This window comes from Enterococcus sp. AMC1251 (genome assembly GCF_058216535.1).
In genome coordinates this window covers 448,319-469,399 of record NZ_CM177098.1, presented here as the reverse complement: position 1 = coordinate 469,399, position 21,081 = coordinate 448,319, and the positions used below count along the sequence as shown (strand labels likewise).

18 protein-coding genes and 1 riboswitch are annotated in these 21,081 nt (G+C 36.0%); of the genes, 8 read left to right on the top strand and 10 right to left on the bottom strand.

The window, feature by feature from the left end; genetic code table 11:
* Positions 1–67 precede the first annotated feature (67 nt).
* Positions 68–1,306 carry an MFS transporter gene (locus AC4BBR_RS02155; protein WP_490460944.1) on the top strand — a complete coding sequence of 413 codons (1,239 nt, stop codon included), beginning with the start codon at positions 68–70 and terminating at the stop codon, positions 1,304–1,306.
* Positions 1,307–1,600: 294 nt separating this feature from the next.
* Here the strand turns inward: AC4BBR_RS02155 and AC4BBR_RS02150 are convergent, their stop codons facing one another.
* Complete coding sequence (locus AC4BBR_RS02150; protein ID WP_490460943.1) at positions 1,601–2,983, bottom strand: hypothetical protein; 1,383 nt, start codon at positions 2,981–2,983, stop codon at positions 1,601–1,603.
* Between the two features lie 323 nt (positions 2,984–3,306).
* Positions 3,307–3,478, top strand: a riboswitch (Lysine riboswitch).
* 152 nt (positions 3,479–3,630) lie between these two features.
* Between AC4BBR_RS02150 and AC4BBR_RS02145 the strand changes: the two genes are divergently transcribed.
* A complete protein-coding gene (locus AC4BBR_RS02145; protein WP_490460942.1) occupies positions 3,631–5,223 on the top strand; it encodes an ABC transporter permease subunit in 1,593 nt (530 codons plus the stop codon).
* 12 nt (positions 5,224–5,235) lie between these two features.
* The gene (locus tag AC4BBR_RS02140) at positions 5,236–5,976 is read left to right on the top strand and encodes an amino acid ABC transporter ATP-binding protein (RefSeq protein WP_490460941.1); all 741 of its coding nucleotides are present in this window, start codon (positions 5,236–5,238) and stop codon (positions 5,974–5,976) included.
* A 167-nt stretch (positions 5,977–6,143) separates the two neighbouring features.
* On the opposite strand, the gene AC4BBR_RS02135 is transcribed toward AC4BBR_RS02140, so the two are convergent.
* Positions 6,144–6,782 carry a histidine phosphatase family protein gene (locus tag AC4BBR_RS02135; RefSeq protein ID WP_490460940.1) on the bottom strand — a complete coding sequence of 213 codons (639 nt, stop codon included), beginning with the start codon at positions 6,780–6,782 and terminating at the stop codon, positions 6,144–6,146.
* A gap of 254 nt (positions 6,783–7,036) precedes the next feature.
* On the opposite strand from AC4BBR_RS02135, the gene AC4BBR_RS02130 reads away from it, so the two are divergent.
* The 3 genes from AC4BBR_RS02130 to AC4BBR_RS02120 all read left to right on the top strand — a co-directional run bounded on the left by AC4BBR_RS02130 (position 7,037) and on the right by AC4BBR_RS02120 (position 10,709).
* Positions 7,037–7,525: a GNAT family N-acetyltransferase gene (locus tag AC4BBR_RS02130; protein WP_490460939.1), complete on the top strand. Its 489-nt coding sequence runs from the start codon at positions 7,037–7,039 to the stop codon at positions 7,523–7,525.
* Positions 7,526–7,640: 115 nt separating this feature from the next.
* Positions 7,641–8,981 (top strand): branched-chain amino acid transport system II carrier protein, encoded by a 1,341-nt coding sequence (gene brnQ, locus AC4BBR_RS02125; protein WP_490460938.1) that lies wholly within the window; start codon positions 7,641–7,643, stop codon positions 8,979–8,981.
* 222 nt (positions 8,982–9,203) lie between these two features.
* Entirely contained in the window at positions 9,204–10,709 is a 1,506-nt protein-coding gene (locus tag AC4BBR_RS02120) for a helix-turn-helix domain-containing protein (RefSeq protein ID WP_490462056.1), read from the top strand.
* A gap of 103 nt (positions 10,710–10,812) precedes the next feature.
* Here the strand turns inward: AC4BBR_RS02120 and AC4BBR_RS02115 are convergent, their stop codons facing one another.
* The gene (locus AC4BBR_RS02115; protein ID WP_490460937.1) at positions 10,813–11,538 is read right to left on the bottom strand and encodes a GntR family transcriptional regulator; all 726 of its coding nucleotides are present in this window, start codon (positions 11,536–11,538) and stop codon (positions 10,813–10,815) included.
* Positions 11,539–11,708: 170 nt separating this feature from the next.
* Here AC4BBR_RS02115 and AC4BBR_RS02110 point away from each other — a divergent pair, with 170 nt between their 5' ends.
* Positions 11,709–13,091: a glycoside hydrolase family 1 protein gene (locus AC4BBR_RS02110; protein WP_490460936.1), complete on the top strand. Its 1,383-nt coding sequence runs from the start codon at positions 11,709–11,711 to the stop codon at positions 13,089–13,091.
* A 5-nt stretch (positions 13,092–13,096) separates the two neighbouring features.
* On the top strand, positions 13,097–14,422 hold the full coding sequence (locus AC4BBR_RS02105; RefSeq protein WP_490460935.1) for a PTS sugar transporter subunit IIC: 1,326 nt from the start codon (positions 13,097–13,099) through the stop codon (positions 14,420–14,422).
* 54 nt (positions 14,423–14,476) lie between these two features.
* Here the strand turns inward: AC4BBR_RS02105 and truA are convergent, their stop codons facing one another.
* From truA to rplQ, 7 genes are all read right to left on the bottom strand, one after another.
* The gene (truA, locus tag AC4BBR_RS02100) at positions 14,477–15,223 is read right to left on the bottom strand and encodes a tRNA pseudouridine(38-40) synthase TruA (RefSeq protein WP_490460934.1); all 747 of its coding nucleotides are present in this window, start codon (positions 15,221–15,223) and stop codon (positions 14,477–14,479) included.
* Between the two features lie 19 nt (positions 15,224–15,242).
* Positions 15,243–16,040 carry an energy-coupling factor transporter transmembrane component T family protein gene (locus AC4BBR_RS02095; RefSeq protein WP_490460933.1) on the bottom strand — a complete coding sequence of 266 codons (798 nt, stop codon included), beginning with the start codon at positions 16,038–16,040 and terminating at the stop codon, positions 15,243–15,245.
* Positions 16,037–16,906, bottom strand: a complete 870-nt coding sequence (locus AC4BBR_RS02090) for an energy-coupling factor ABC transporter ATP-binding protein (RefSeq protein ID WP_490460932.1) — start codon at positions 16,904–16,906, stop codon at positions 16,037–16,039. Before AC4BBR_RS02090 ends, AC4BBR_RS02095 begins: the two co-directional genes overlap by 4 nt.
* Complete coding sequence (locus tag AC4BBR_RS02085; protein ID WP_490460931.1) at positions 16,882–17,721, bottom strand: energy-coupling factor ABC transporter ATP-binding protein; 840 nt, start codon at positions 17,719–17,721, stop codon at positions 16,882–16,884. Before AC4BBR_RS02085 ends, AC4BBR_RS02090 begins: the two co-directional genes overlap by 25 nt.
* Before the next feature lie 251 nt (positions 17,722–17,972).
* A complete protein-coding gene (locus AC4BBR_RS02080) occupies positions 17,973–19,142 on the bottom strand; it encodes a M20 family metallopeptidase (protein WP_490460930.1) in 1,170 nt (389 codons plus the stop codon).
* 15 nt (positions 19,143–19,157) lie between these two features.
* A complete protein-coding gene (locus AC4BBR_RS02075; protein ID WP_490460929.1) occupies positions 19,158–20,357 on the bottom strand; it encodes a hypothetical protein in 1,200 nt (399 codons plus the stop codon).
* A 292-nt stretch (positions 20,358–20,649) separates the two neighbouring features.
* Positions 20,650–21,033: a 50S ribosomal protein L17 gene (gene rplQ, locus AC4BBR_RS02070; RefSeq protein ID WP_010761666.1), complete on the bottom strand. Its 384-nt coding sequence runs from the start codon at positions 21,031–21,033 to the stop codon at positions 20,650–20,652.
* Positions 21,034–21,081 lie beyond the last annotated feature (48 nt).

Sequence of the window (21,081 nt, the reverse complement as noted above, 5' to 3'; positions counted from 1 at the left end):
TCGGTAATGGATGATACCTTATTTGTCGTTAATTTTTTTACAAAATTATTTACTGGGGGTTTTATCATTGAATAAAGCATTTATAAAAAAATATGGCACTCTATTACTCTTGGCTGCAGGCGCTGGCATTATTTTCCAATTACCTTATATCCGAGAAACTTTCTATGTTCCCATTCAACAAGCTATGAATTTAACTAACGCTCAAATGGGTACACTATCTTCCGGTTATGGAACGATGGCACTGTTTTCTTATTTTATAGGTGGTATTGTTGCGGATAAATTTTCTGCTCGAAAATTGTTGACTTTTTCTTTTTTATCCACAGGTCTTTTAGGTCTATGGTTTTCCACCTTTCCGTCATTCAATGTTGCTCGTTTAATTTTTGTATTAATGGGTATCACTACAATCATCACGTATTGGTCTGCGATGATTAAGGCTACAAGAATGCTCGGAGATTCTTCCGAGCAGGGGCGTTTATTTGGCCTACAAGAAGGGTTACGAGGACTTTTGAATGCCATTCTAGTCTTTGGAATGACTGGTGTTTATGGGCTATTTGCAAACGAACTTCTAGGAACAGCTTGGGCTATTCGAACATGTGCAATTGTTGTTATTATTATCGGGATATTAAATTGGTTTGTTATTGAAGATACAGATCAAGAAGAAAATGATGAGTCTCTAAAAGATATTATCATTGGAACCTTTAAGCAACTTGCAATTCCTCGCGTTTGGTTACTTGTTGCGATTGTTTTTTTCGGCTATAGTTTATATGGTATTTTTGGTTATATCAATACGCTGGCAATTAATGTTTACGGGCTATCTGTTGCTGGTGGCTCTACACTTGGAGGTATCCGCTATATTATTCAAGCCTTCGGTGGAATTATCGGTGGGTTTCTTGCAGACAAAATTGGTTCTCGGTTAAAAGTGATTATTGGCGGTGCTGTTCTTACAGGACTCTCTTACGCTTTGTTCTTATTTCTACCAGCAGATAAAGGATTGATTGCTATTATTTTAGCAAACTTCGTAGTAGGTATGTTCTTTATCTATCTTATCCGGAGCCAATATTTTGCGATTATTGATGATGCTGGTATTCCTGTCTCTAAGACTGGACGCGTTTCTGGTATCGTCTCTTGCCTAGGGTATTTACCTGATGTGTTTATGTATACAATGATTGGTGGTTGGCTAGATACTAATGATGGAAAAGCAGGTTTTAATATGATGTTTATCTATGCAATCGTTATGGCTATCGGCTGTGTTATTGCTTCATTTTTACTTTCTAGAGTTATTACGAGAGGGAAAGAGGTATCTTAATCCTTTTAGAAAATTTCAAATTGTATTTAAGAGTCTATTTAGTTGTTCTGTATCTCAAAAAAACCATCTGGCGGAAGATTGGTTTTTAAATAAAAAATGGCAAGTATTGCAGAACTTGTTGCTTTAAAATAGTTGCTTATCAAGTCTTTCATCTGTATTTTAGTTTATACCTCAACGTTGATGTTCGTGCTTGATAAGCGACTGTTTGTTTTATAGTGTTTTCTTTAATAGACGTGCGGCGAAAAAAGAACAGAGATGATATACTTCCTATTTCAGTTGACTCTCCCCTTCAGCTTACCACTCCATATAATCAGAAGAGCTGAAGCTGCCTAGATTGTCTGTCGGATCGTTTAGCATTGAACTACTTAAAAGCTCATTTACTTCAATCATCTGATGGTTTTTCACAAGAAATAATCGAGCATTGCTTGATGTCTCTACATTTATTTCATAGTAACCATTCATTAATTTTGAATAATCGAGATTTTTTATAACTTGGTCACGATAGTTCACTGCATTTTCTTCTCTTTCATTGAAATCACTTTCTTCCACATAAGGATATTGTATTGGGATGTTAGCTATAACCATTTGGCTCTGCATTAATTGCTTGACCGTCATTGCGGCATATCCTCCAAAAGCTGATTGCTTCTTGTTTGAAGCATGACGATTTTCTTGTGCCCATTGTTTGAGTTTTTTTGGCGCACGTTCGTTATTGTACGCTAAATAAGGTAAATCATACGCTGTTCGGATTTCATTTTTTTCAAGGGGTGCATTTAGACTAATCTCTTTTGTTAAACCACTTTTCTCAATACTTTTTTCAACTTCTTTTGCGCATTTATCTAAAAACATTTCTGCTTCTTTAGAATGCGCAGGTACTTGGAGAATCGTTCGAATGGAATTATCATATGTGGTTAGAGTGCTATCTACTAGTTGCCATTTATCTTGTATGCTCGATCGTTCTAAGGTTCCTTTAGCATACACTGGAATCCCTTCTTGCGTAAGCGTATAATCCAATTTTACGTAGGTGGACTCTTTAGAGGTGTCATAGGCTTTGATGACTTTTACGTCTCCTTTTGTTCCGACGCTATGAAGCTTTTGTTCGATCACTTGTCTGTACTCTTCGTTTCTATTGTTTTTAGCGCTGGTAACAACCCACAAACGAGTTCCTACTGTTAATAGTACAATTGTGATTGGGAGTAATACACCAAAAATAACCGATTTTTTATTTACTATTTTTTCTTTGTTATTGGTAATTTCAGTTGCTCGATCAACCACTAGCCAACCTGTCACTGCTAAGAACAATGCCATTAGACCTACCCCGATTGTTCCAGGAGTAAAAAGAGTTACGTATGGAAATAAGGCGGAGTAACCTATTTTAACAAATAAAATGATTAGCAGTAGCCAGGATGTCACATAGGCACTGATTATGCATTGTATTTGCTTCGTCTGTTGTTTAAATTTTTTCAAAAAAAACACAACAACAACTGCATTTAATACAAACGTAACGATATATCCAATTAAAACAAATGCTAGAATTACAAAAGAATAAATCAATCCGTAAGATTGATTGGGTGTGTTTCCTGAAAAATCAAACTTTAACAGGCCATAAATAAATGTTATTACAAAAATCAATACCGGCAATGAGACCGCTATTTTTGTTGTTTTTTTAAATTTTATCATACCAATTCCCCCAATTTTTCTCAAAAAACGCCCTTTTGAATGCGCGAATTACTTATTAGTTTACCATAAGAACGCAGTCGGTTTAATTCATTTTTTTGAAGCTTGTAACATAAGCAAACAATATATTGTCTTTACTATTGGACACTTATTCACGGTTTAACAGCCCATTCTTTCTTGAATACTGATTTTTCAATCGACTTAGACTGTCGTTGTGCCTCTTCTCCACCGTTAAAATTTGCTAAGTCTATCTATATAAATCATTGACTTTTCCGTGCAAATAACGTAGACTTTGAACTTGAATCTGATAATTAAATAGTACCTCAATCCGAGGTAGAGGTTGCGGTTTTTATTACCCTTGCTGAGTGAGAGGACACATTGAAGCAAGTCTAGGAGAAATCGCCGAAATGCATAACAACCTCCCTGTTATGTGTTGGGTCGTAAGTGAAGAACTTGCGGACTGTCTTAGTAGTGATGCTAAGTTGTGCTATATTTTTGTTGAGAGTACCTGACGATAGTAGGCAACCATGCATTTTTGTATGGTTGTTTTTTGCGTAAAGAAGACGCATAGATTAAATGCTTTATTCAAAACTCGTTAAACTAAATTATAGTAAAATAAATTCAGTGATCTAGGAGAAAGGAAGAACAATATGAACAAAAAATCATTTTCACTTGGCTTACTGCTTGCAGTGGTATTTAGCATTTTGTGTGCACCATTATTTAGTCAGGCTGAGGAAAAAGGACCGAGTGATGAATTCCGTGTCGGCATGGAAGCAGGCTACGCACCATTTAACTGGTCGCAAAAAACAGATGCGCATGGCGCTGTTCCAATACAAGGAAATTCTTCTTATGCTGGAGGATATGATGTTCAAATCGCAAAAAAAATTGCGGACGGTTTAGGAAAAAAACTTGTTATTGTACAAACAAAATGGGATGGCTTGGCACCGGCTTTGCAGTCTGGAAAAATCGATGCTATCGTTGCTGGTATGAGCCCCACTGCAGAGCGTAGAAAAGAAATTGATTTTACTGATCCTTATTATGAATCACAGTTAGTCGTTGTCGTCCAAAAAAATGGACCGTTTGCAGATGCTAAAGATTTAAAAGATTTATCTGGTGCAAAGATTACTGCTCAGTTAAATACGTTCCATTATAGTGTAATTGACCAAATTCCTGGTGTGAAAAAACAACAAGCGATGGATAATTTCTCCGCAATGAGAACGGCCTTAGCTTCTGGCATGATTGATGGTTATGTCAGTGAACGACCTGAAGGGGTAACTGCTACAAGCGTTAATAAAGACTTGAAAATGCTAGAGTTTTCTAAAGAAAATGGGTTTCAAACAAATGCTGATGATGTTCAAATCGCAGTCGGTATGCGTAAAGGAGATTCCGAAATAGGTAAAGTCAATCAAGTTTTATCAGGTATTTCTTCGGAGGAACGTACAAAAATCATGGATCAAGCTGTGAAAGATCAACCCGCTGCTGAAACTAGTGACAATGAAAAATCAGGTCTATTGACTGATTATAAAACAATCTGGAATCAATATGGCGGTATGTTCTTACGTGGTGCAGGTTTAACGCTATTTATTGCATTGATTGGAACGGTTGTGGGAACAACGTTAGGTTTATTAATTGGTGTGGTTCGAACGATTCCAGAATCTGAAAATAAAGTAACCCGTTTCTTCCAAAAATTGGGTAATGCTATACTCTCAATTTATATTGAGGTTTTCCGTGGTACGCCTATGATGGTGCAAGCTATGGTTATCTTTTATGGTTTAGCCTTAGCATTTGGAATTTCTTTGGACAGGACCGTTGCCGCTTTGTTTATTGTTTCTGTCAATACAGGTGCCTACATGTCTGAAATCGTCCGTGGCGGAATTTTCGCTGTCGATCAAGGACAATTTGAAGCGGCTCAAGCAATTGGAATGACTCATGGTCAAACAATGCGTAAAGTTGTGGTTCCTCAAGTATTGCGTAATATTTTACCTGCTACAGGAAATGAATTTGTTATCAATATTAAAGATACTGCCGTATTAAGTGTTATCGGTGTAGCTGATCTATTTTTCCAAGGGAACTCTGCATCTGGTGCAAATTTCCAATTCTTCCAAACTTTCACGATTGTCGGTATCATCTATTTGATTATGACCTACTCGATTACACGTATTTTGCGTGTTGTTGAGAAGAAAATGGATGGTCCTTCTGCGTATGTGAAACTAGATGAAACAGATAACTTAAAAGGAAACTAAGAGGTGATAGTAATGAACCAAATTATTGAAGTCGAACATTTAAGAAAAAGCTTCGGTGAAAATGAAGTTTTAAAAGATATCAATGTGACGGTAAATAAAGGAGAAGTTGTAACGATTATCGGTTCTTCTGGTTCGGGTAAATCAACCCTTTTACGTTGCATCAACTTACTAGAAAAACCAACTGGCGGTAAAATTATCTATAAAGGCGAAAATGTCTTAGAACGTGGTTATAACTTACCGAAATATCGGACTAATTTGGGCATGGTATTTCAATCGTTTAACCTGTTTAATAACATGAATGTTTTAGAAAATTGTACCTCTGGACAACTCACTGTTTTGAAACGTGGGAAAGAAGAAGCGCGAAAAATTGCGTTAGAAAATCTTGAAAAAGTTGGAATGGAACGTTTTATTGATGCCAAACCCTCGCAGCTTTCTGGTGGTCAAAAACAACGTGTTGCAATCGCTCGAGCATTATCGATGAATCCTGATGTAATGCTTTTCGATGAACCTACTTCGGCACTTGACCCTGAAATGGTCGGTGAAGTATTGAAAACGATGAAAGATTTGGCAAATACTGGTCTTACAATGGTCATCGTGACACATGAGATGGAATTTGCTAAAGAAGTCTCTGATCGCGTAATTTTTATGGACAAAGGTGTGATTGCAGAAGAGGGGACCTCTAATGATATCTTTGTTCATCCAAAAGAAGAACGGACGAAAGAATTTTTACACCGTATTTTGTCAAAATCATGAGAACAAAACCTCGTTTGAATGTTTCGTCTTCAAACGAGGCTTTGTTTATTTGTATTGTAGAATCTTTTGTGGCATGAGTATATCAATAGAGTGTTGCATTTCACCTAACGAATCCAAAAAGAATTTAACCAATAAATTATTGAGATTCATCCATTGACCGAATTCTTTTACGCTTCTTCGTTTTTTGTTTGATACGATATATCATTAAACGATTTCATTGTATAGTTTTCTTGATTACGCTCTTTTTCTAAAATTGTAATGCTTGTATTCGCAAGTGGACCACCTTCACGCCAGTTTGCTTTTTCTTTTCCCATTAGAGAATTAATCAACGTAATTAATAAAACACCATGTGCTACAATCAATACTTTTCCATCTGGATACTCTTGACTAATTTTTTCTATCGTTTGCGTTGAACGTGCGACTAAAGAATCCATGGTTTCGCCCCCAAAAGCTAAGGGATCATATAAATCTGGTCGCTGGCGTAAATAGTTCGTTTGTTCATCTGTATGATCGATTTCAGCACCTTCTCGTTTACCGAATCTAATTTCTCTTAAATTGTTATAATATTTCAGCGTTACTCCATCTAAAAAGTTATTTTCTTTAAGAATGTAATTCGCTGTATCCATCGCTCTTTTTTGAGTGCTGACGGCAACTGTATCAAAAGATACATCGCAAAGATAGCGTCCTGCTTGAATTGCTTGTTCAATTCCGATTGGCAACAATGGAGAATCAATGTCCCCACCTTGAAATCTCAAACTCAAATTTAATTCAGTTTTACCATGTCTAACAAAATAAAATGTAGTCATTTGTTCCATCCCTTTCATTTTAAACTGTCCTTTACACTTGATTATGATTCTACAAATATAAGAACGTCACTTTATAGAAAAACGCTATTAAAGTATTTTTCCTTTTATTATACTCTATGCTACCATAGTAACAAGAATGAAGGGATTTGTGTAGAACTGCACTATTATCTGTCCTGATCATTGCTTGAAAATAATTTAGCTTCTTACAACTAAAAATATTTCACTACAATAAACATGAAGAAAGAAGACGTAAAATGGAAAATAAAATAACGATCCGACCAATTAATGATGCTGATTTACCAGGATTACTTGAGATAGAAAATAGAATTTGGACAAATGAAAATTCTCCAGTACTTCATTATTATGCATCTGTTGATGAATATAAAGAAAAAATCGACGGCCGAATCATTTTTGTCGCTGTAGAAGGAGACAAGGTTCATGGTTTTGTTGATGTTCATCATCCGACACCTCTGCTCTCACATAAAAAACAATGGATGTTTGGTATCGGTGTGCATCCAGATAGTCAATCATTAGGGATTGGTCGACAATTATTAGATTATTTAAAGGAAGCTGCGGTTAAAGAAGGGATTCATAAAATTTCTTTGCGGGTTATGGGAACAAATATTAAAGCGATTCAGTTTTATCGTAAAAATGGATTTGTTCAAGAGGCATTATTTAAAGATGAATTTTTTATCAATGGAACATTTTATGATGATTATCAATTTGCTTTTTTTACTGATTAATCTTAGCAAGTTTTAATATTCTCCGAAAACGTAAGTTTCTTTCTGGGAATTTACTTGCTGTACTCTTCTTATTCTGTTATTTTTATTAAGGACAAAATTTAAGGAGTGTTGACGTGTGACAAAAAAATTAACATGGCGTGATTACCTTTATGTAGGTTCCATGCTATTTGGCTTATTTTTTGGAGCGGGAAATTTGATTTTCCCAGTTCATATGGGGCAAGAGGCGGGGGCTAGTATTTTTTTAGCAAATCTTGGCTTTTTAATTACGGGTATTGGCTTGCCATTTTTAGGAGTGATTGCGATTGGTATTTCTAAGAGTAATGGTGTTTTTGATTTAGCGACTCGTATTAATCGACGGTATGCAATTGGTTTTACTGTGTTGTTATATCTAACGATTGGACCTTTTTTTGCATTACCTCGTCTGGCAACAACATCGTTTGAGATTGGTTTAGCACCTTTTATTCCAAGTGAGCAACATACATTATTTTTAGCTCTTTTTTCGGCGCTGTTTTTTTTAATTGCTTGGGCTTTTTCCCGTAAACCCACTAAGCTATTAGGATATGTAGGCAAATTTCTAAATCCATTATTTCTATTTTTGTTAGCGATTTTGATTCTATGTGCCTTCTTGACTCCGCTCGGGTCAATCTCTTCTGCGCCTGTCGCGGATACTTACATGGCAAACCCTTTTTTCAAGGGCTTTACTGAAGGGTACAATACATTGGACGCATTAGCTTCGTTGGCTTTTGGAATCATCATTGTTTCGACAATTCGAGGTATGGGCGTAGAAAAGCCAAATGATATCGCCAAAGATACGATAAAATCTGGTGCAATTAGTATTGTATTAATGGGTGTTATTTATACTTTGTTATCCTATATGGGAACAATGAGCTTAGGAAAATTTCCACTAAGTGAAAATGGTGGAATTGCTTTAGCTCAGATTGCAAACTATTATTTGGGTAATTTCGGAAGTATTTTACTTGCACTTATTGTTATTCTAGCTTGTTTGAAAACAGCAATTGGGTTGATTACAGCTTGTTCTGAGACGTTTAGTGAATTGTTTCCACAAGGTTCTTATGGCTTTTACATTGCGGCAGCCAGTATTTTACCTTGTCTGTTTGCAAATGTTGGGTTAACGAATATTATTCAATTTTCAGTTCCTGTATTAATGTTTCTTTATCCTTTGGCAATGACCTTGATGATTTTAGTAATTATTAGCCCGCTATTTCATCATCGCAAGGAAGTTTATTGTATGACGACTTATGTGACATTATTTGCTGCTTTACTTGATGCTTTGAATAATGCGCCTGATTTTATCAAATCAAATACAGTCGTCGCGTCTATTTTAAAGACCGCTGAAAATTATTTACCTTTATTTACGATTGGTATGGGATGGGTCGTTCCCGCAATAATTGGTTTTGTGATTGGTTTTATTTGGATTAAAATAAAAAAGATATAATTTTAACGAATCGCTGAGATAAGGTAAGACTCATTTTGGGCTATCTTATCTCTTTTTTCATCCAAAAAGAGAAATAATGTTCATGCTCTTTTATTTTTCGTTCACACTCATTCGAAAGGTCACCTTTTGGTTAAATATGAACAACTAAATGTTTGTCGAATATCGTCTTAGCTGACAAGTGCCCCTAAAGTACAGTAGAATGAGGGCAAGGAAGTGATTAGTATGTTATATGAGGAATTGATGATGGATTCAGGAATGCTTACAAAATTTAAAGTATTCAAGCGTATCACACAAATCAATCAACCAGATATCTCTATTACCCAATTATCAGAAGAATTATCTTTAAATTATCAGCAGGCATTTATTATTATAAATGAAATCAATAATGATTTAGTTAAGATAATCCCTACCCACCCATCGATTTTGCAAAAAGCAGGAAAAATCGATGGTACTCGTTTACTTGCAACGATTGATGAATACCGATATTTTTTATTAAAAAAATCGGTTCCGTTTCAATTTATTCTGTATTTTTTAAATCATGATTCTCCTAACATAGATGATTTTTGTCAACGTTATTACGTGAGTCGTTCGACAGTTTCCAGAAAGATGCTGCCGTTGAAGAAACACGTGAAACAATATAATCTACGATTTACATACACCGAAGCAAATTTAGCTGGTGATGAACGTTCTGTCAGAGTCGCACTTTTTGATGCCTTGTGGTTAGGTACACGAGGAACTGACTGGCCATTTAAAAGCGTTGCACGTGAAGACGCTGAAAAGCTTGTTGACGCATTTTCTGAATACTTTCCTTTATCCAGAACCTATTTAGGTGCCAAAGAACTAACCTATTTTGCAGCGATTTTTCTTTGCCGTACTCGTAAAAAAATGTTTGTTAGTTATGATGAACGTTATGATTTCTTAATGCAGGATAATCCTTACTATGATTTTGAACGTCTGAATAAAGAACTAGGACCAGCTCAAGCGTTACCTCCTAAATATAGTAAAGGAGAAAGCAGCTTTATCTTTTTCTTAGCTCACTATGCACCGTTTTACACTTTAGATGACGACCCTTCATTGTTTCAAACACTCCATGATTTTTCATCAAGGCCGAACCCTGTCTATGAATTAGTTCAGGAATTTCTAGAGTATGCTAAGATCAATATCTTTAAAAAAGAACCAGAGATACTTAATAAACCAATTATTATTGGAAATTTGCTCAATGTTACCTTTACTTTTTTTGTCTTACGTCAGCCTTTTCCTAATCTTCAAAAATTGGTAGAATTACCGCGTAGAAAGAAAAAAGCAGACGAGCTTCTCGAAACAAAGATTAAAGCTTTTTTTGATGAAAAAGCAACAGAAAAAGAGTATAAATTTATTTATACGATCAAAAATTCATTGGCCAAAACATTCAAAGGTGTGTTACTCCCTGCCTATGATCAGCCAAAACATTCTGAGCATTTAAAAATCGGTATTGCTTTTGAGCATAATTTTCTTTTAGTCAGAAGAATCCATCAATTTTTAAATGATTTAGGCTTTGTGGATTTTTCCCCTTATAAAGAAGAGTTGAATGAGCAATATGATTTGGTGATCAGTTCGTCTTTGTTACCGAGAAAAAAATACCCAGAATTACCGCTTTATTTCTGGGATTTATCTTATGATGAAAATGAATTAGCTGATTTATATCGCACATTGCAACAACTTTTTGAGAAAAAAAATAGTATTCAATAAAAATGAATATGTACTGTACAGCTGTTTAGCCCCAAGAAATGATGGGGCTAAACTCTTTTATTGTCTCGCTTCACTTTAGATCTTACCAAAGACTCTAGCTTCTTTATCCTCGTTTCGCATTTAAATTCACCACGACGATATCTCCTTTATCATATCTATGACGTGTTTGCGAATATTCAAAAGGAATGCCTGAATCTAAAAACACCACTTGATCCACTTCTAAAATTGGATCAATTTCTTTACATTCTAGATATTTTTTATCATTTTCATTTGGTCTATCCGCATGAATTCTGCGATTGGCAACCCCTATACCAAACCCTAACGTTTCTTCGATATGAGTATAAATTGAGTGATGCAAGACTTTTTCAGTGATTCCTGTAATTACTTCAATTGGCATGATTGTATATTCTAATAATAAAGGCTCCTCTTTAAAGTAACGCAGGCGAATGATATCATATACTGGTTTTGAACTGTCAATCATTAACTTTTCGCACTCGATTTCATTAGGAAAACGAATAGTGAAGGAAATAATTTTACTCGTTATTTTTCCTTTTGAGCCTAAATGTTTTGTTACACCATTATACATATCTGCTTGGCTGTCTAGCTCCGATAATGTACGAGCATTTTGTCTTACAAATGTACCAGAACCTCTTCGACTGTATACTAATCCTTCGATTCTTAAAATTTCCAACGCTTTTTGTATTGTCATTCGGCTTGTTTCGTATTCTTTGGCTAGCAATACTTGCTCTGGCATTGGTTTTTCGCTGTTATAAAATCCATCAACAATTTTTGACCGAATATCGTCTGCGACTTCTCTGTACCTCGACATAATTAATCCTCACATTCATTTCTCTTTTATTCATTATAAAACGAATCATATGCATTATCAACTTCCTTAAATGTTGTTCTTTTAAATTTAAATGACTTTACATTTTAAAAACAATGGTGTAAGATCTAGATGTAAACGTTTACTACAAAAAAAGAAATAGGAGAATCATTATGAAACCGAACAATAATTTTTTTTGGGGGAACTCTGTTTCAAGTATGCAAACTGAAGGGGGGTGGAATGAAGGCGGAAAAAGCTTATCCGTTTATGATATCCGTGAAGCATCAGAATTTGCTAGTGATTGGCATTTTGCTAACGATAATTTTCATCATTTTGATGAAGACTTGGATTACATTAAAGATTTAGGTATGAATATGTATCGTTTTCAAATTTCATGGAGCCGTGTAGTAAAAGATGGTGACGGTTCGTTCAATGAAGAAGGTATTGCCTATTATGAACGGTTGATTGATGGATTATTAGATCGCGGCATTGAACCGATGATTTGTTTGTATCATTTTGACATGCCTTTGCATCTAGCAGAAAAATACAATGGCTTAATGAGTAAAGAGGTACTAAATGCATTTGTTCGTTATGGAAAAGAAATGGTCGACCGTTTTTCAGATAAAGTTAAATATTGGATTGTCTTCAATGAACAAAATTTATACCATGTTTCAGAAGCGTTCAAAATTAGTGGCTACTTAAAAGGTGAAAAGTCCATTGATGATCTTTATAAAATTTTGCATAACGTAATGACTGCTCATGCTAGAATTGCCAATTATATTCATGAAACAACAGAAGCTAAAATTGGTGGAATGTTAGCTTATTCTGAGGTCTATCCCGCTACAAGTAATCCAAAAGATATCCTAGTCGCTAGAAAATGGGATGAGTTTGTCAATTATACTTTGCTCGATGCGTATACGAAAGGCGTGTATTCTCATGAAATGATGACCTTTGTCAAAAATAACCAAATCGACATGGGAATTCTTCCTGGAGAGCTAGAAGATATTGGAAAGCAAAAAAATGATTTTATAAGTTTCAGTTATTATGCTTCAACAACTGTGAATGCAGAAAAAATTCCAGTTGGAACAGCGCCAAACTTTTTCTTGGATTACGGCAAAGAAGATAATCCGAATATCACTACAACTGAATGGAATTGGCAAATTGATCCACTTGGTTTTAGAGATGTTTTAAATAAAATATATCAACGTTACCGTTTACCTGTGTTTCCCATCGAAAATGGTATTGGCGTTCAAGAAGAATGGGATGGCATTAATCCAATTCAAGACGATTATAGAATCCAGTATCATCATGATCACTTAAAAGCGATGTATGATGCAATGTTTATTGATGGTGTAGAAGTTATTGGTTATCTTGGCTGGGGCTTGATTGATATTCTAAGTTCTCAAGGTGATATGCGCAAACGTTATGGACTCGTCTATGTTAATCGAACAAATCATGATTTATTAGATATGAAACGCGTACCTAAGAAAAGTTATGACTGGTTTAAACAAGTGATTGCTACTAATGGAGAAGTCATTTACAGCAAAGGGGAATAGTCTTTATGAACGTAAACAAGAAAAGTTTTCTAGATAAATTCACAGAAGTTTCTGTCAAAATTGGGAATCAAGTGCATCTTCGCTCTTTGCGAGATGCCTTTACTACCATTATGCCGATGTTTATTTTAGCTGGTTTAGCTGTTTTAGTAAATAATGTTTTGTTTCCTTTTGCCTTTAGTGGCGATACTTTAATTAAGTTACAGACTTTTGGCAACGTAATTACGAATGGTACGTTAAATATTGCTGGTCTACTGATTGCACCGATGATTGCTTATTATCTCGCAAAAAATAAAAATTTCAATAATCCGATTTCTGCTACTGCCGTGGCTACTTCAACATTAGTTATCATGATGGCGATGACTTACACGTTAACACCCGTTGGTTCCGAAACTACAGTCAATATAGACGGAATTTTAACCTATAGTAATTTAGGGACACAAGGAATGTTTTCTGGTATTATCATCGGCTTACTTGCAACGGAGTTATATATGCGGGTCTCTTCTATCAAAAAATTGCAAATCAATTTAGGCGATCAAGTACCACCTGCTGTTGGTCGTAGTTTCAGTTCGTTGCTTCCCTCAATTATTACGTTAAGTTTTTTTGCTGTTATTTCAGCAATTTTAATTTCCTTGTTTGATACAGATCTCATTACATTAATCTCAACATTGATTCAAGAACCTTTAAGAAAAATCAATACTTCTCTTCTAGGATTTTTACTGATTTACACTACAGGAAATTTCTTGTTCACCTTGGGAATTCATCAGACAGTTATCAATGGTTCGTTACTTGATCCCCTTTTATTAGTTAATATGAATGAAAATATGGCTGCTATCAATGATGGAAAAGAAGCTCCTCATATTATCAATAGTTCGTTCATCACTGTTTACAGCCAAATGGGCGGGACAGGTGGAACGATGGCTTTGATTCTTGCAGTTATTTTATTTATTAACTATAAACCTTACAAAGATGTGGTTAGTTTATCTGTCGCTCCTAGCATTTTTGAAATTAATGAACCGATTATTTTTGGCTTGCCTATTGTTTTTAATATTCCAATGATGATTCCTTTTATATTCAGTCCTGCAATTGGTGCTTTAATTGGATATCTTGCTACTGCAGTTGGCTTTGTTAAACCGCTCTCCGTATTAGTTCCTTGGACAACGCCTCCAATTATCAGTGGTTTTCTTGCTAGTTCTGGAGATTGGAAAGTCGCTTTTTTACAAATTATTATTCTACTTATCACGCTATTTTTCTATCTTCCATTCTTGAAAATTTCCGAGCGAGTTTCTCGAGCGCAAGCAGAGCAATTCCATGTAGAAGAAGGAAATCACTAGTTTTCCCCCCATGAAAAAAGTTCTCAGCCCACTTAAAGCTAAGAACTTTTTTTATCATTCATATGTCACTTCGACCAAATACAAGCCTTCAGGATGAGCAGTTGGGCCTGCTAAATTACGATCTTTTGCTGCGATAATTTCTGGAATCAATGTTTCATCCATCCGTCCATTTCCCATTTTAAGTAGTGTTCCTACTAAAATTCGGATCATCTTATACAAAAAACCATCCCCACGAAACGTAAAAATCAATTCGTCTCCTGCTTCATTCACCATAAGAGTCGCTTCATGAATTGTTCGAACTTTATCTTCAATCTCTGTTCCAGAAGCACAAAATGAGGTAAAATCATGTGTTCCGATTAAATCAGTCAATGCACGCTGAATTTTTTTCGTGTCGATTTCATATGGAAAATAGCTGGCGTAGAATCGTTTGAACGGATTTCTCGGTTTACCAATGTCTACACGAAATTGATAGGTCTTTTCTATAACATGATAGCGGGCATGAAAATCATCTGGGACAATCTCCACACTTTTTACAGCAATATCTTCTGGCGTTTGCGTATCTAACGCATAACGCATTCTTTCTAACTCTCGCGCCTGTGGGTAATCAAAATGAATGACCTGCCCTTTTGCATGAACACCTGCATCTGTCCGACCTGAACCAAAAATCGTGATTGTTTTGCCATTATTCATTTTTTTCAGTGTTTTTTCAAGCTCTTCTTGAACAGTTCGTCCATTTGGCTGAGCTTGAAATCCATTAAAATTCGTTCCGTCATACGCGATTATTGCTTTATAGCGAGGCATTTCTTTTCCACCTTTACTTCTAACTTCTTAAAAAAATCAACACTGCAGTTAAGACAGCAAATGCCAGCATCACTGCTGTATCTTTCGAATGCCAGTGAAGAACGCGATACTTCGTTCGCCCCTCTCCACCTTGGTAGCCACGAGCTTCCATCGCAATTGCTAAATCTTCTGCTCGATTAAAACTACTAACAAACAACGGAATCAATAGCGGTACCACCGCCTTCATTTTTTGAATCAAACGCCCTTCACCAAAATCCACTCCGCGGGCACGTTGAGCATTCATAATTTTTTCGGTCTCATCCATCAATGTTGGAACAAAACGCAAAGCAATCGACAACATCAACGAGACTTCATGAACAGGAAAGCGCACCACTTTCAACGGACGTAATAAATACTCGATTGCATCTGATAAATCCAGAGGAGGCGTTGTTAATGTTAATAATGTAGACATGAAGATAATTAACACAAAACGGCAGAAAATAAACAAACCATTGATGACGCCAAATTCAGTAATTGTAAAAATTGCCCAACTAAAGTAAACTTCTCCACCTTGAGTAAATAGCATCTGTAAAACAACCGTGAATAAAATCAACCAAATAAGCGGTTTAATCCCGCGAATAAAGAAACGAATATTCACTTTTGAAAGAAAAATAGCAAATAATGTAAAAATAGCTAACAAACTATACGTCTGCCAATTATTCGCTAAAAAGATAATACCAATAAAATAAAAACTTGCAATAAGCTTTGCTCTTGGATCCATCGTATGAATGAATGAATTTCCCGGAATATAGCGTCCCAAAATTAATTTGTTCATCACAGGTCTTCACCTGCCTTTTTTAATCCTTGTAATAAATCGTCTGCCAAAGCTTCAGCAGTTAATGGTAATTTCTCAAATAAAAAGCCTTTATCTCTTAATTTCTCAGCAAAAGTCGCAGCTGTTGGTACACCCAATTGTTTTTCTTTCAGCCAGTTGATATCTTGAAATACTTCTTGCGGCGTACCAGCTTTGACAATTTTTCCTTGTTCTAATACGATTACATGATCCGCATAATTTGCCACATCATCCATTAAATGAGTCACTAAAACAATCGTCATACCACGTTCTTCGTGTAGATGTTGGAACATTTCCATCATCTCTTTGCGCCCTTGTGGATCAAGTCCAGCTGTCGGTTCATCCAAAACCAACACTTCTGGTTCCATCGCTAAAACACCAGCAATCGCTACACGACGCATTTGTCCTCCTGACAATTCAAATGGAGAACGGTCTAAATAACTAGCATCCAACCCAACTAAACCAAGCATTTCAGCAGCCAATCTTTCCGATTCTTCTACGGATACACCAAAATTCTTTGGTCCAAAAGCAATATCTTTAGCAACAGTCTCTTCAAACAATTGAGCTTCTGGAAATTGAAAGACGATCCCGACTTTTTTACGAATCGGTTTTAAATTTTTATTATTTGTTTCTGGAACAATCACTCGATCCCCAATCGTTACTGTCCCTTTTGTTGGTTTCACTAAGGCATTCAAGTGCTGTAACAAGGTTGATTTCCCACTGCCAGTATGTCCGACAATCGCTGTATAGGAACTATTCTCTATAGTTAAATTTAAATCAAATAATGCTCGTTGTTCAAATGGTGTATTTGGTTGATAAGTAAAATCTACTTGTTCAAAACGGATGTCCATAACCAATCCACCATCCTTTCTTCAGTCAAATAGTCATTTGGTACATCAACGCCACGTTGCTTTAAAGCAATTTTTAGTTTTTCAGGAAAAGGAAGATCTAAACCCATCTGGATCAGTTTAGTTCCTGCTGAAAAAATTTTCTCTGGTGTGCCTTCACTAACAAGTTCACCTTGCTTCATGACTAAAATCCGATTCGCATTAGCTGCTTCATCGATATCATGGGTAATGGAAATAACTGTCAAATTGCTTTCTTCTTTGATTTTTTTGATTGTCGAAATAACTTCTTCTCGTCCTTCTGGATCAAGCATGCTTGTAGCTTCATCTAATATAATGATATTTGGGCGTAAAGCGACCACACCTGCAATTGCTACGCGTTGCTTTTGACCGCCCGATAAACGAGCAGGTTCCCGTGTGGCAAATGTACTCATCCGCACCTTTTCTAAGGCATCTTTCACTCTAATAAGCATTTCCTCACGAGGAATTCCTTGGTTTTCTAAACCGAATGCGACATCATCTTCTACTGTTGATCCAACAAACTGATTGTCTGGGTTTTGAAAAACCATCCCTACCATTTTACGGATATCCCAAACGTTCGTTTCATTTAATTCTTTTCCACCAACTGAAATACTACCTGAAGCAGGTAACAACAATCCGTTAATTGTTTTTGCTAATGTTGATTTTCCTGATCCATTATGTCCTATAATTGCAATCCACTCACCTTGTTGGATGGAAAAAGATACATCTTTCAAAGCGGGAGAAGCATCTTCAGGTTGATAGTTAAAGTTGATATTTTTTAATTCAATTATCGGTTGCATCGCGTACTCCCTCAATTATTTAGTCTTACTAACACTAACAAAAAATCAGTGTTTTTTCAATCATCAATTCTTGCCTTTGCACTATTCTCTATTATACCAAAATAAGTACATTTATGTGTATTCTTATCTGTCAAGACAGAAATTTTTTTTAGATAATCGACTTATTAACTCAAACTAACTAAAAAAGATGAGAGAAAACAACTTTGTCTCCTTTCATCTTTTTTGGCGAGCCACTTTCATTAAGGAAATGGCTACTTATTTAAGTACTCAAAAGCATATTGCGCATATAGTTCTGCTCCCATTTCCATAGCATCTTCATCCACATTAAAACGTCCATGGTGATGAGCCCATTGTGTATCTTTCTCTGGATTTCCACAACCGACCAGTGCAAAACAACCAGATGTACTCTCAGTAAAGTAACTGAAATCTTCTCCTCCAGTGGTGGGTGGTTCTTGCATCAGCGCTGACTCACCAAAGTTTTCTTTGATAAGTGACTGTGTAAATAAGGCATCTGCTTCATCATTTATTACAGGAACTGTTCCATAATTATAGTCTACTACAGCACTCCCTCCGTAAGTGGCCGCGGTTTGCTCTGCATAGCGTTTTAAGGCTTTCTCAACTCTATCACGAGTCTCAATGCTAAAACAGCGGACAGTTCCTTCTAATCTAGCATTTTCAGCAATAACATTAAAACGTGTCCCTACATCCATCTTACCTACAGTCACCACAACTGGATCTAATGGATTGGTTTCTCTAGAAACGATCGTTTGCACATTCATTACAAATGACGAAGCTATGAGCGCTGCATCTACACAAGCATCTGGCATAGCTCCATGTCCACCGCGTCCTTTAAAAGCAATCGAAAAAATATCTGCCGAGGCAAATGATGTGCCGACAACACAAGAAGCTGTTCCTGAAAGCATTTGCGACCAAATATGAATGCCAAAGATATCATCTACACCTTCTACTGCGCCTTGAGCGACCATTGCTTTAGCACCTTGAGCATTTTCTTCTGAAGGCTGGAAAATAAAACGGACGGTTCCTTTTATTTGTTCTTGTACTTCTTTTAACGCTTTTGCTGCAGTCAACAACATCGCTGTATGGGCATCATGACCACATGCATGCATTTTACCATCTTCTAATGACTTGTAAGGGATACCGTCAGTCAATTCTTGAACAGGTAACGCATCCATATCTGCCCGCAAAGCAACAGTTTTTCCAGGTTTACCTCCAACAAGCTCCGCAATAATTCCTGTAGGTTCAGTCTTACGATAAGGAATATCGATTTTATCTAACGTTTGAGCAACCTTTTCCGTTGTTCTGAATTCCTCAAATTGCAATTCAGGATGTTGATGTAGATCTCTTCTAAAATCGATCATTTCTTCTTTATACTTTTGAACCAACGCTTTTATTTCTTTCATTGTATTCCCTCATTTCTATAGACTCAATAAAATACTTGAAAAGATTCCAGCCAATACGACTGAAACAATCGTAACTGTTATAAATCCAGCAACTAACATCGGTGGCATCATATGACTTGTCAACGCTTCTTTTTCTTTTTCATCATCCGTTAACGACTGAATAACTTCATTCGTTATGATATAATCTGCTGGAAAGCCATATAAGGCTGTCAACGAGACAGCAAACGCCATTTCTTTACTCACGCCTAGTAATCTTCCAGCAATTGCTGAAAAAAAATACATTCCAATAACGCCAACAATAATGATACCAACCATCGGTAAAAATAGTTTCTCTAGCATCTCAGGCGTTGCCTTTTTTAGTCCATCAAAAATAAATAACATTAATCCTAAAATAGCAAAACCAAAACTATTGGCTTTTTTTAGCGGTTGTTTTTCTAAAAATCCTAATGATGAGGCCACAACACCAAAAAATAGACATAAGACAAACGGACTAATGTTTAGAAACGGTGCACACCATACTGAAACATAGTATGCTATCAAGCACACGAGTGCTAAACGAAATATTCGTGAAAAATCAGTATGATATTTTTTCGGAATATTTTTAAATAGTTTTGGTATATCTTCATCTACTGCTACCTGTCCATTTTCTTGTTCGTGGACAGGTAACCATTCTCCGTTGCGGTATTTTTCAAGCATTCGTTTTCCTTCTTTTTTTAGCATAATTGAAGTTAATGGATACCCAGCGAATCCTTGCATTACATAAATTAAAATAGCAAATACAGATAATGAGGTTAGACCCGCTGTTTGAGCTGCTTCAGACATAATTAATGATGAAACAACGCCACCAACTAGAGGCGGAACTGCAACTAGTACTGTTTTTAAACCGAAAACTACTGATCCCACGCTTAATAATAATACAACGATTCCTAAAATTCCTGAAAGTGTGATTACGATCGTTTTCCATTGGTTTACTAACTCTTTAATTGATAACAGTGTGCCCATATTTGTAATCAACAGGTACATCAATAATGTCGCAACAACTGGTGGAATACCAGCAATTTCAACAATATTCTCTGGAAAAAACGTCCAATAGCCAATAACAAATAGTACCGCGCACACAAAAACAGACGAGATCCAAGCTTTTGTTTTACTTGATACAACATCCCCAATGTACAAAATAGCCATCAGTAATGTGAAAGCTGTCATTTGTGACATATTACTCCCCCTTTAAACCCCTTTTAATTTTCGTCTGAAAATTCCGACTAATAAAAGTATACTAAAATTCACACCTAGATGCAATAACATAACTACTATTAGTATCTTTAACGCTTCAAAACAAAAAAGTCCTAAGAAGAAAATCTTAGGACAAAAAAATACACCTTATAATATGATGAGTGCTCCCCTATCGAACCAAGTTCGACAGGGAAAGCGTTGAGCTAGACTAGGAGTCGCCTCCAACATCATAACACTCTAAAAGAATCATCTATAAAGTGACGGTATAGTTTGATTATTTAACAAATTCGATAATTACCATTGGTGCTGCATCTCCGCGTCTTGGTTCTGTCTTCAAGATACGAGTGTAACCACCTTGGCGTTCAGCATAACGAGGTGCAAGATCATTGAATAACTTTTGTAAAGCTGATTCAACAACGATTTTTTCGTCTTCTTCACGTACGCTAGCAACTTCATTACGTACAAAAGTAGCCGCTTGACGACGTGCATGAAGATCTCCACGTTTGCCTAAAGTAATCATTTTTTCTGTAGTTGAACGAATTTCTTTCGCACGAGCTTCAGTCGTAACGATGCGTTCATTGATAATTAAATCAGTAGTTAAGTCACGCAACATTGCCTTACGTTGGCTTGATGTGCGTCCTAATTTACGATAACCCACGTTGGTTTTCCTCCTTCACTAAGTTTCGTATACAGTTCGACTAAAAAT

Bases quoted from the DNA above. Each gene is read 5' to 3' on its own strand.
- AC4BBR_RS02150 (WP_490460943.1), bottom strand. From the start codon at position 2,983: ATGATAAAATTTAAAAAAACAACAAAAATAGCGGTCTCATTGCCGGTA.
- AC4BBR_RS02135 (WP_490460940.1), bottom strand. From the start codon at position 6,782: ATGACTACATTTTATTTTGTTAGACATGGTAAAACTGAATTAAATTTG.
- AC4BBR_RS02110 (WP_490460936.1), top strand. From the start codon at position 11,709: ATGAAACCGAACAATAATTTTTTTTGGGGGAACTCTGTTTCAAGTATG.
- AC4BBR_RS02075 (WP_490460929.1), bottom strand. From the start codon at position 20,357: ATGTCACAAATGACAGCTTTCACATTACTGATGGCTATTTTGTACATT.
- AC4BBR_RS02105 (WP_490460935.1), top strand. From the start codon at position 13,097: ATGAACGTAAACAAGAAAAGTTTTCTAGATAAATTCACAGAAGTTTCT.
- truA (WP_490460934.1), bottom strand. From the start codon at position 15,223: ATGCCTCGCTATAAAGCAATAATCGCGTATGACGGAACGAATTTTAAT.
- AC4BBR_RS02080 (WP_490460930.1), bottom strand. From the start codon at position 19,142: ATGAAAGAAATAAAAGCGTTGGTTCAAAAGTATAAAGAAGAAATGATC.
- AC4BBR_RS02090 (WP_490460932.1), bottom strand. From the start codon at position 16,906: ATGGACATCCGTTTTGAACAAGTAGATTTTACTTATCAACCAAATACA.
- AC4BBR_RS02085 (WP_490460931.1), bottom strand. From the start codon at position 17,721: ATGCAACCGATAATTGAATTAAAAAATATCAACTTTAACTATCAACCT.
- AC4BBR_RS02120 (WP_490462056.1), top strand. From the start codon at position 9,204: ATGTTATATGAGGAATTGATGATGGATTCAGGAATGCTTACAAAATTT.
- AC4BBR_RS02115 (WP_490460937.1), bottom strand. From the start codon at position 11,538: ATGTCGAGGTACAGAGAAGTCGCAGACGATATTCGGTCAAAAATTGTT.
- AC4BBR_RS02145 (WP_490460942.1), top strand. From the start codon at position 3,631: ATGAACAAAAAATCATTTTCACTTGGCTTACTGCTTGCAGTGGTATTT.
- AC4BBR_RS02140 (WP_490460941.1), top strand. From the start codon at position 5,236: ATGAACCAAATTATTGAAGTCGAACATTTAAGAAAAAGCTTCGGTGAA.
- AC4BBR_RS02130 (WP_490460939.1), top strand. From the start codon at position 7,037: ATGGAAAATAAAATAACGATCCGACCAATTAATGATGCTGATTTACCA.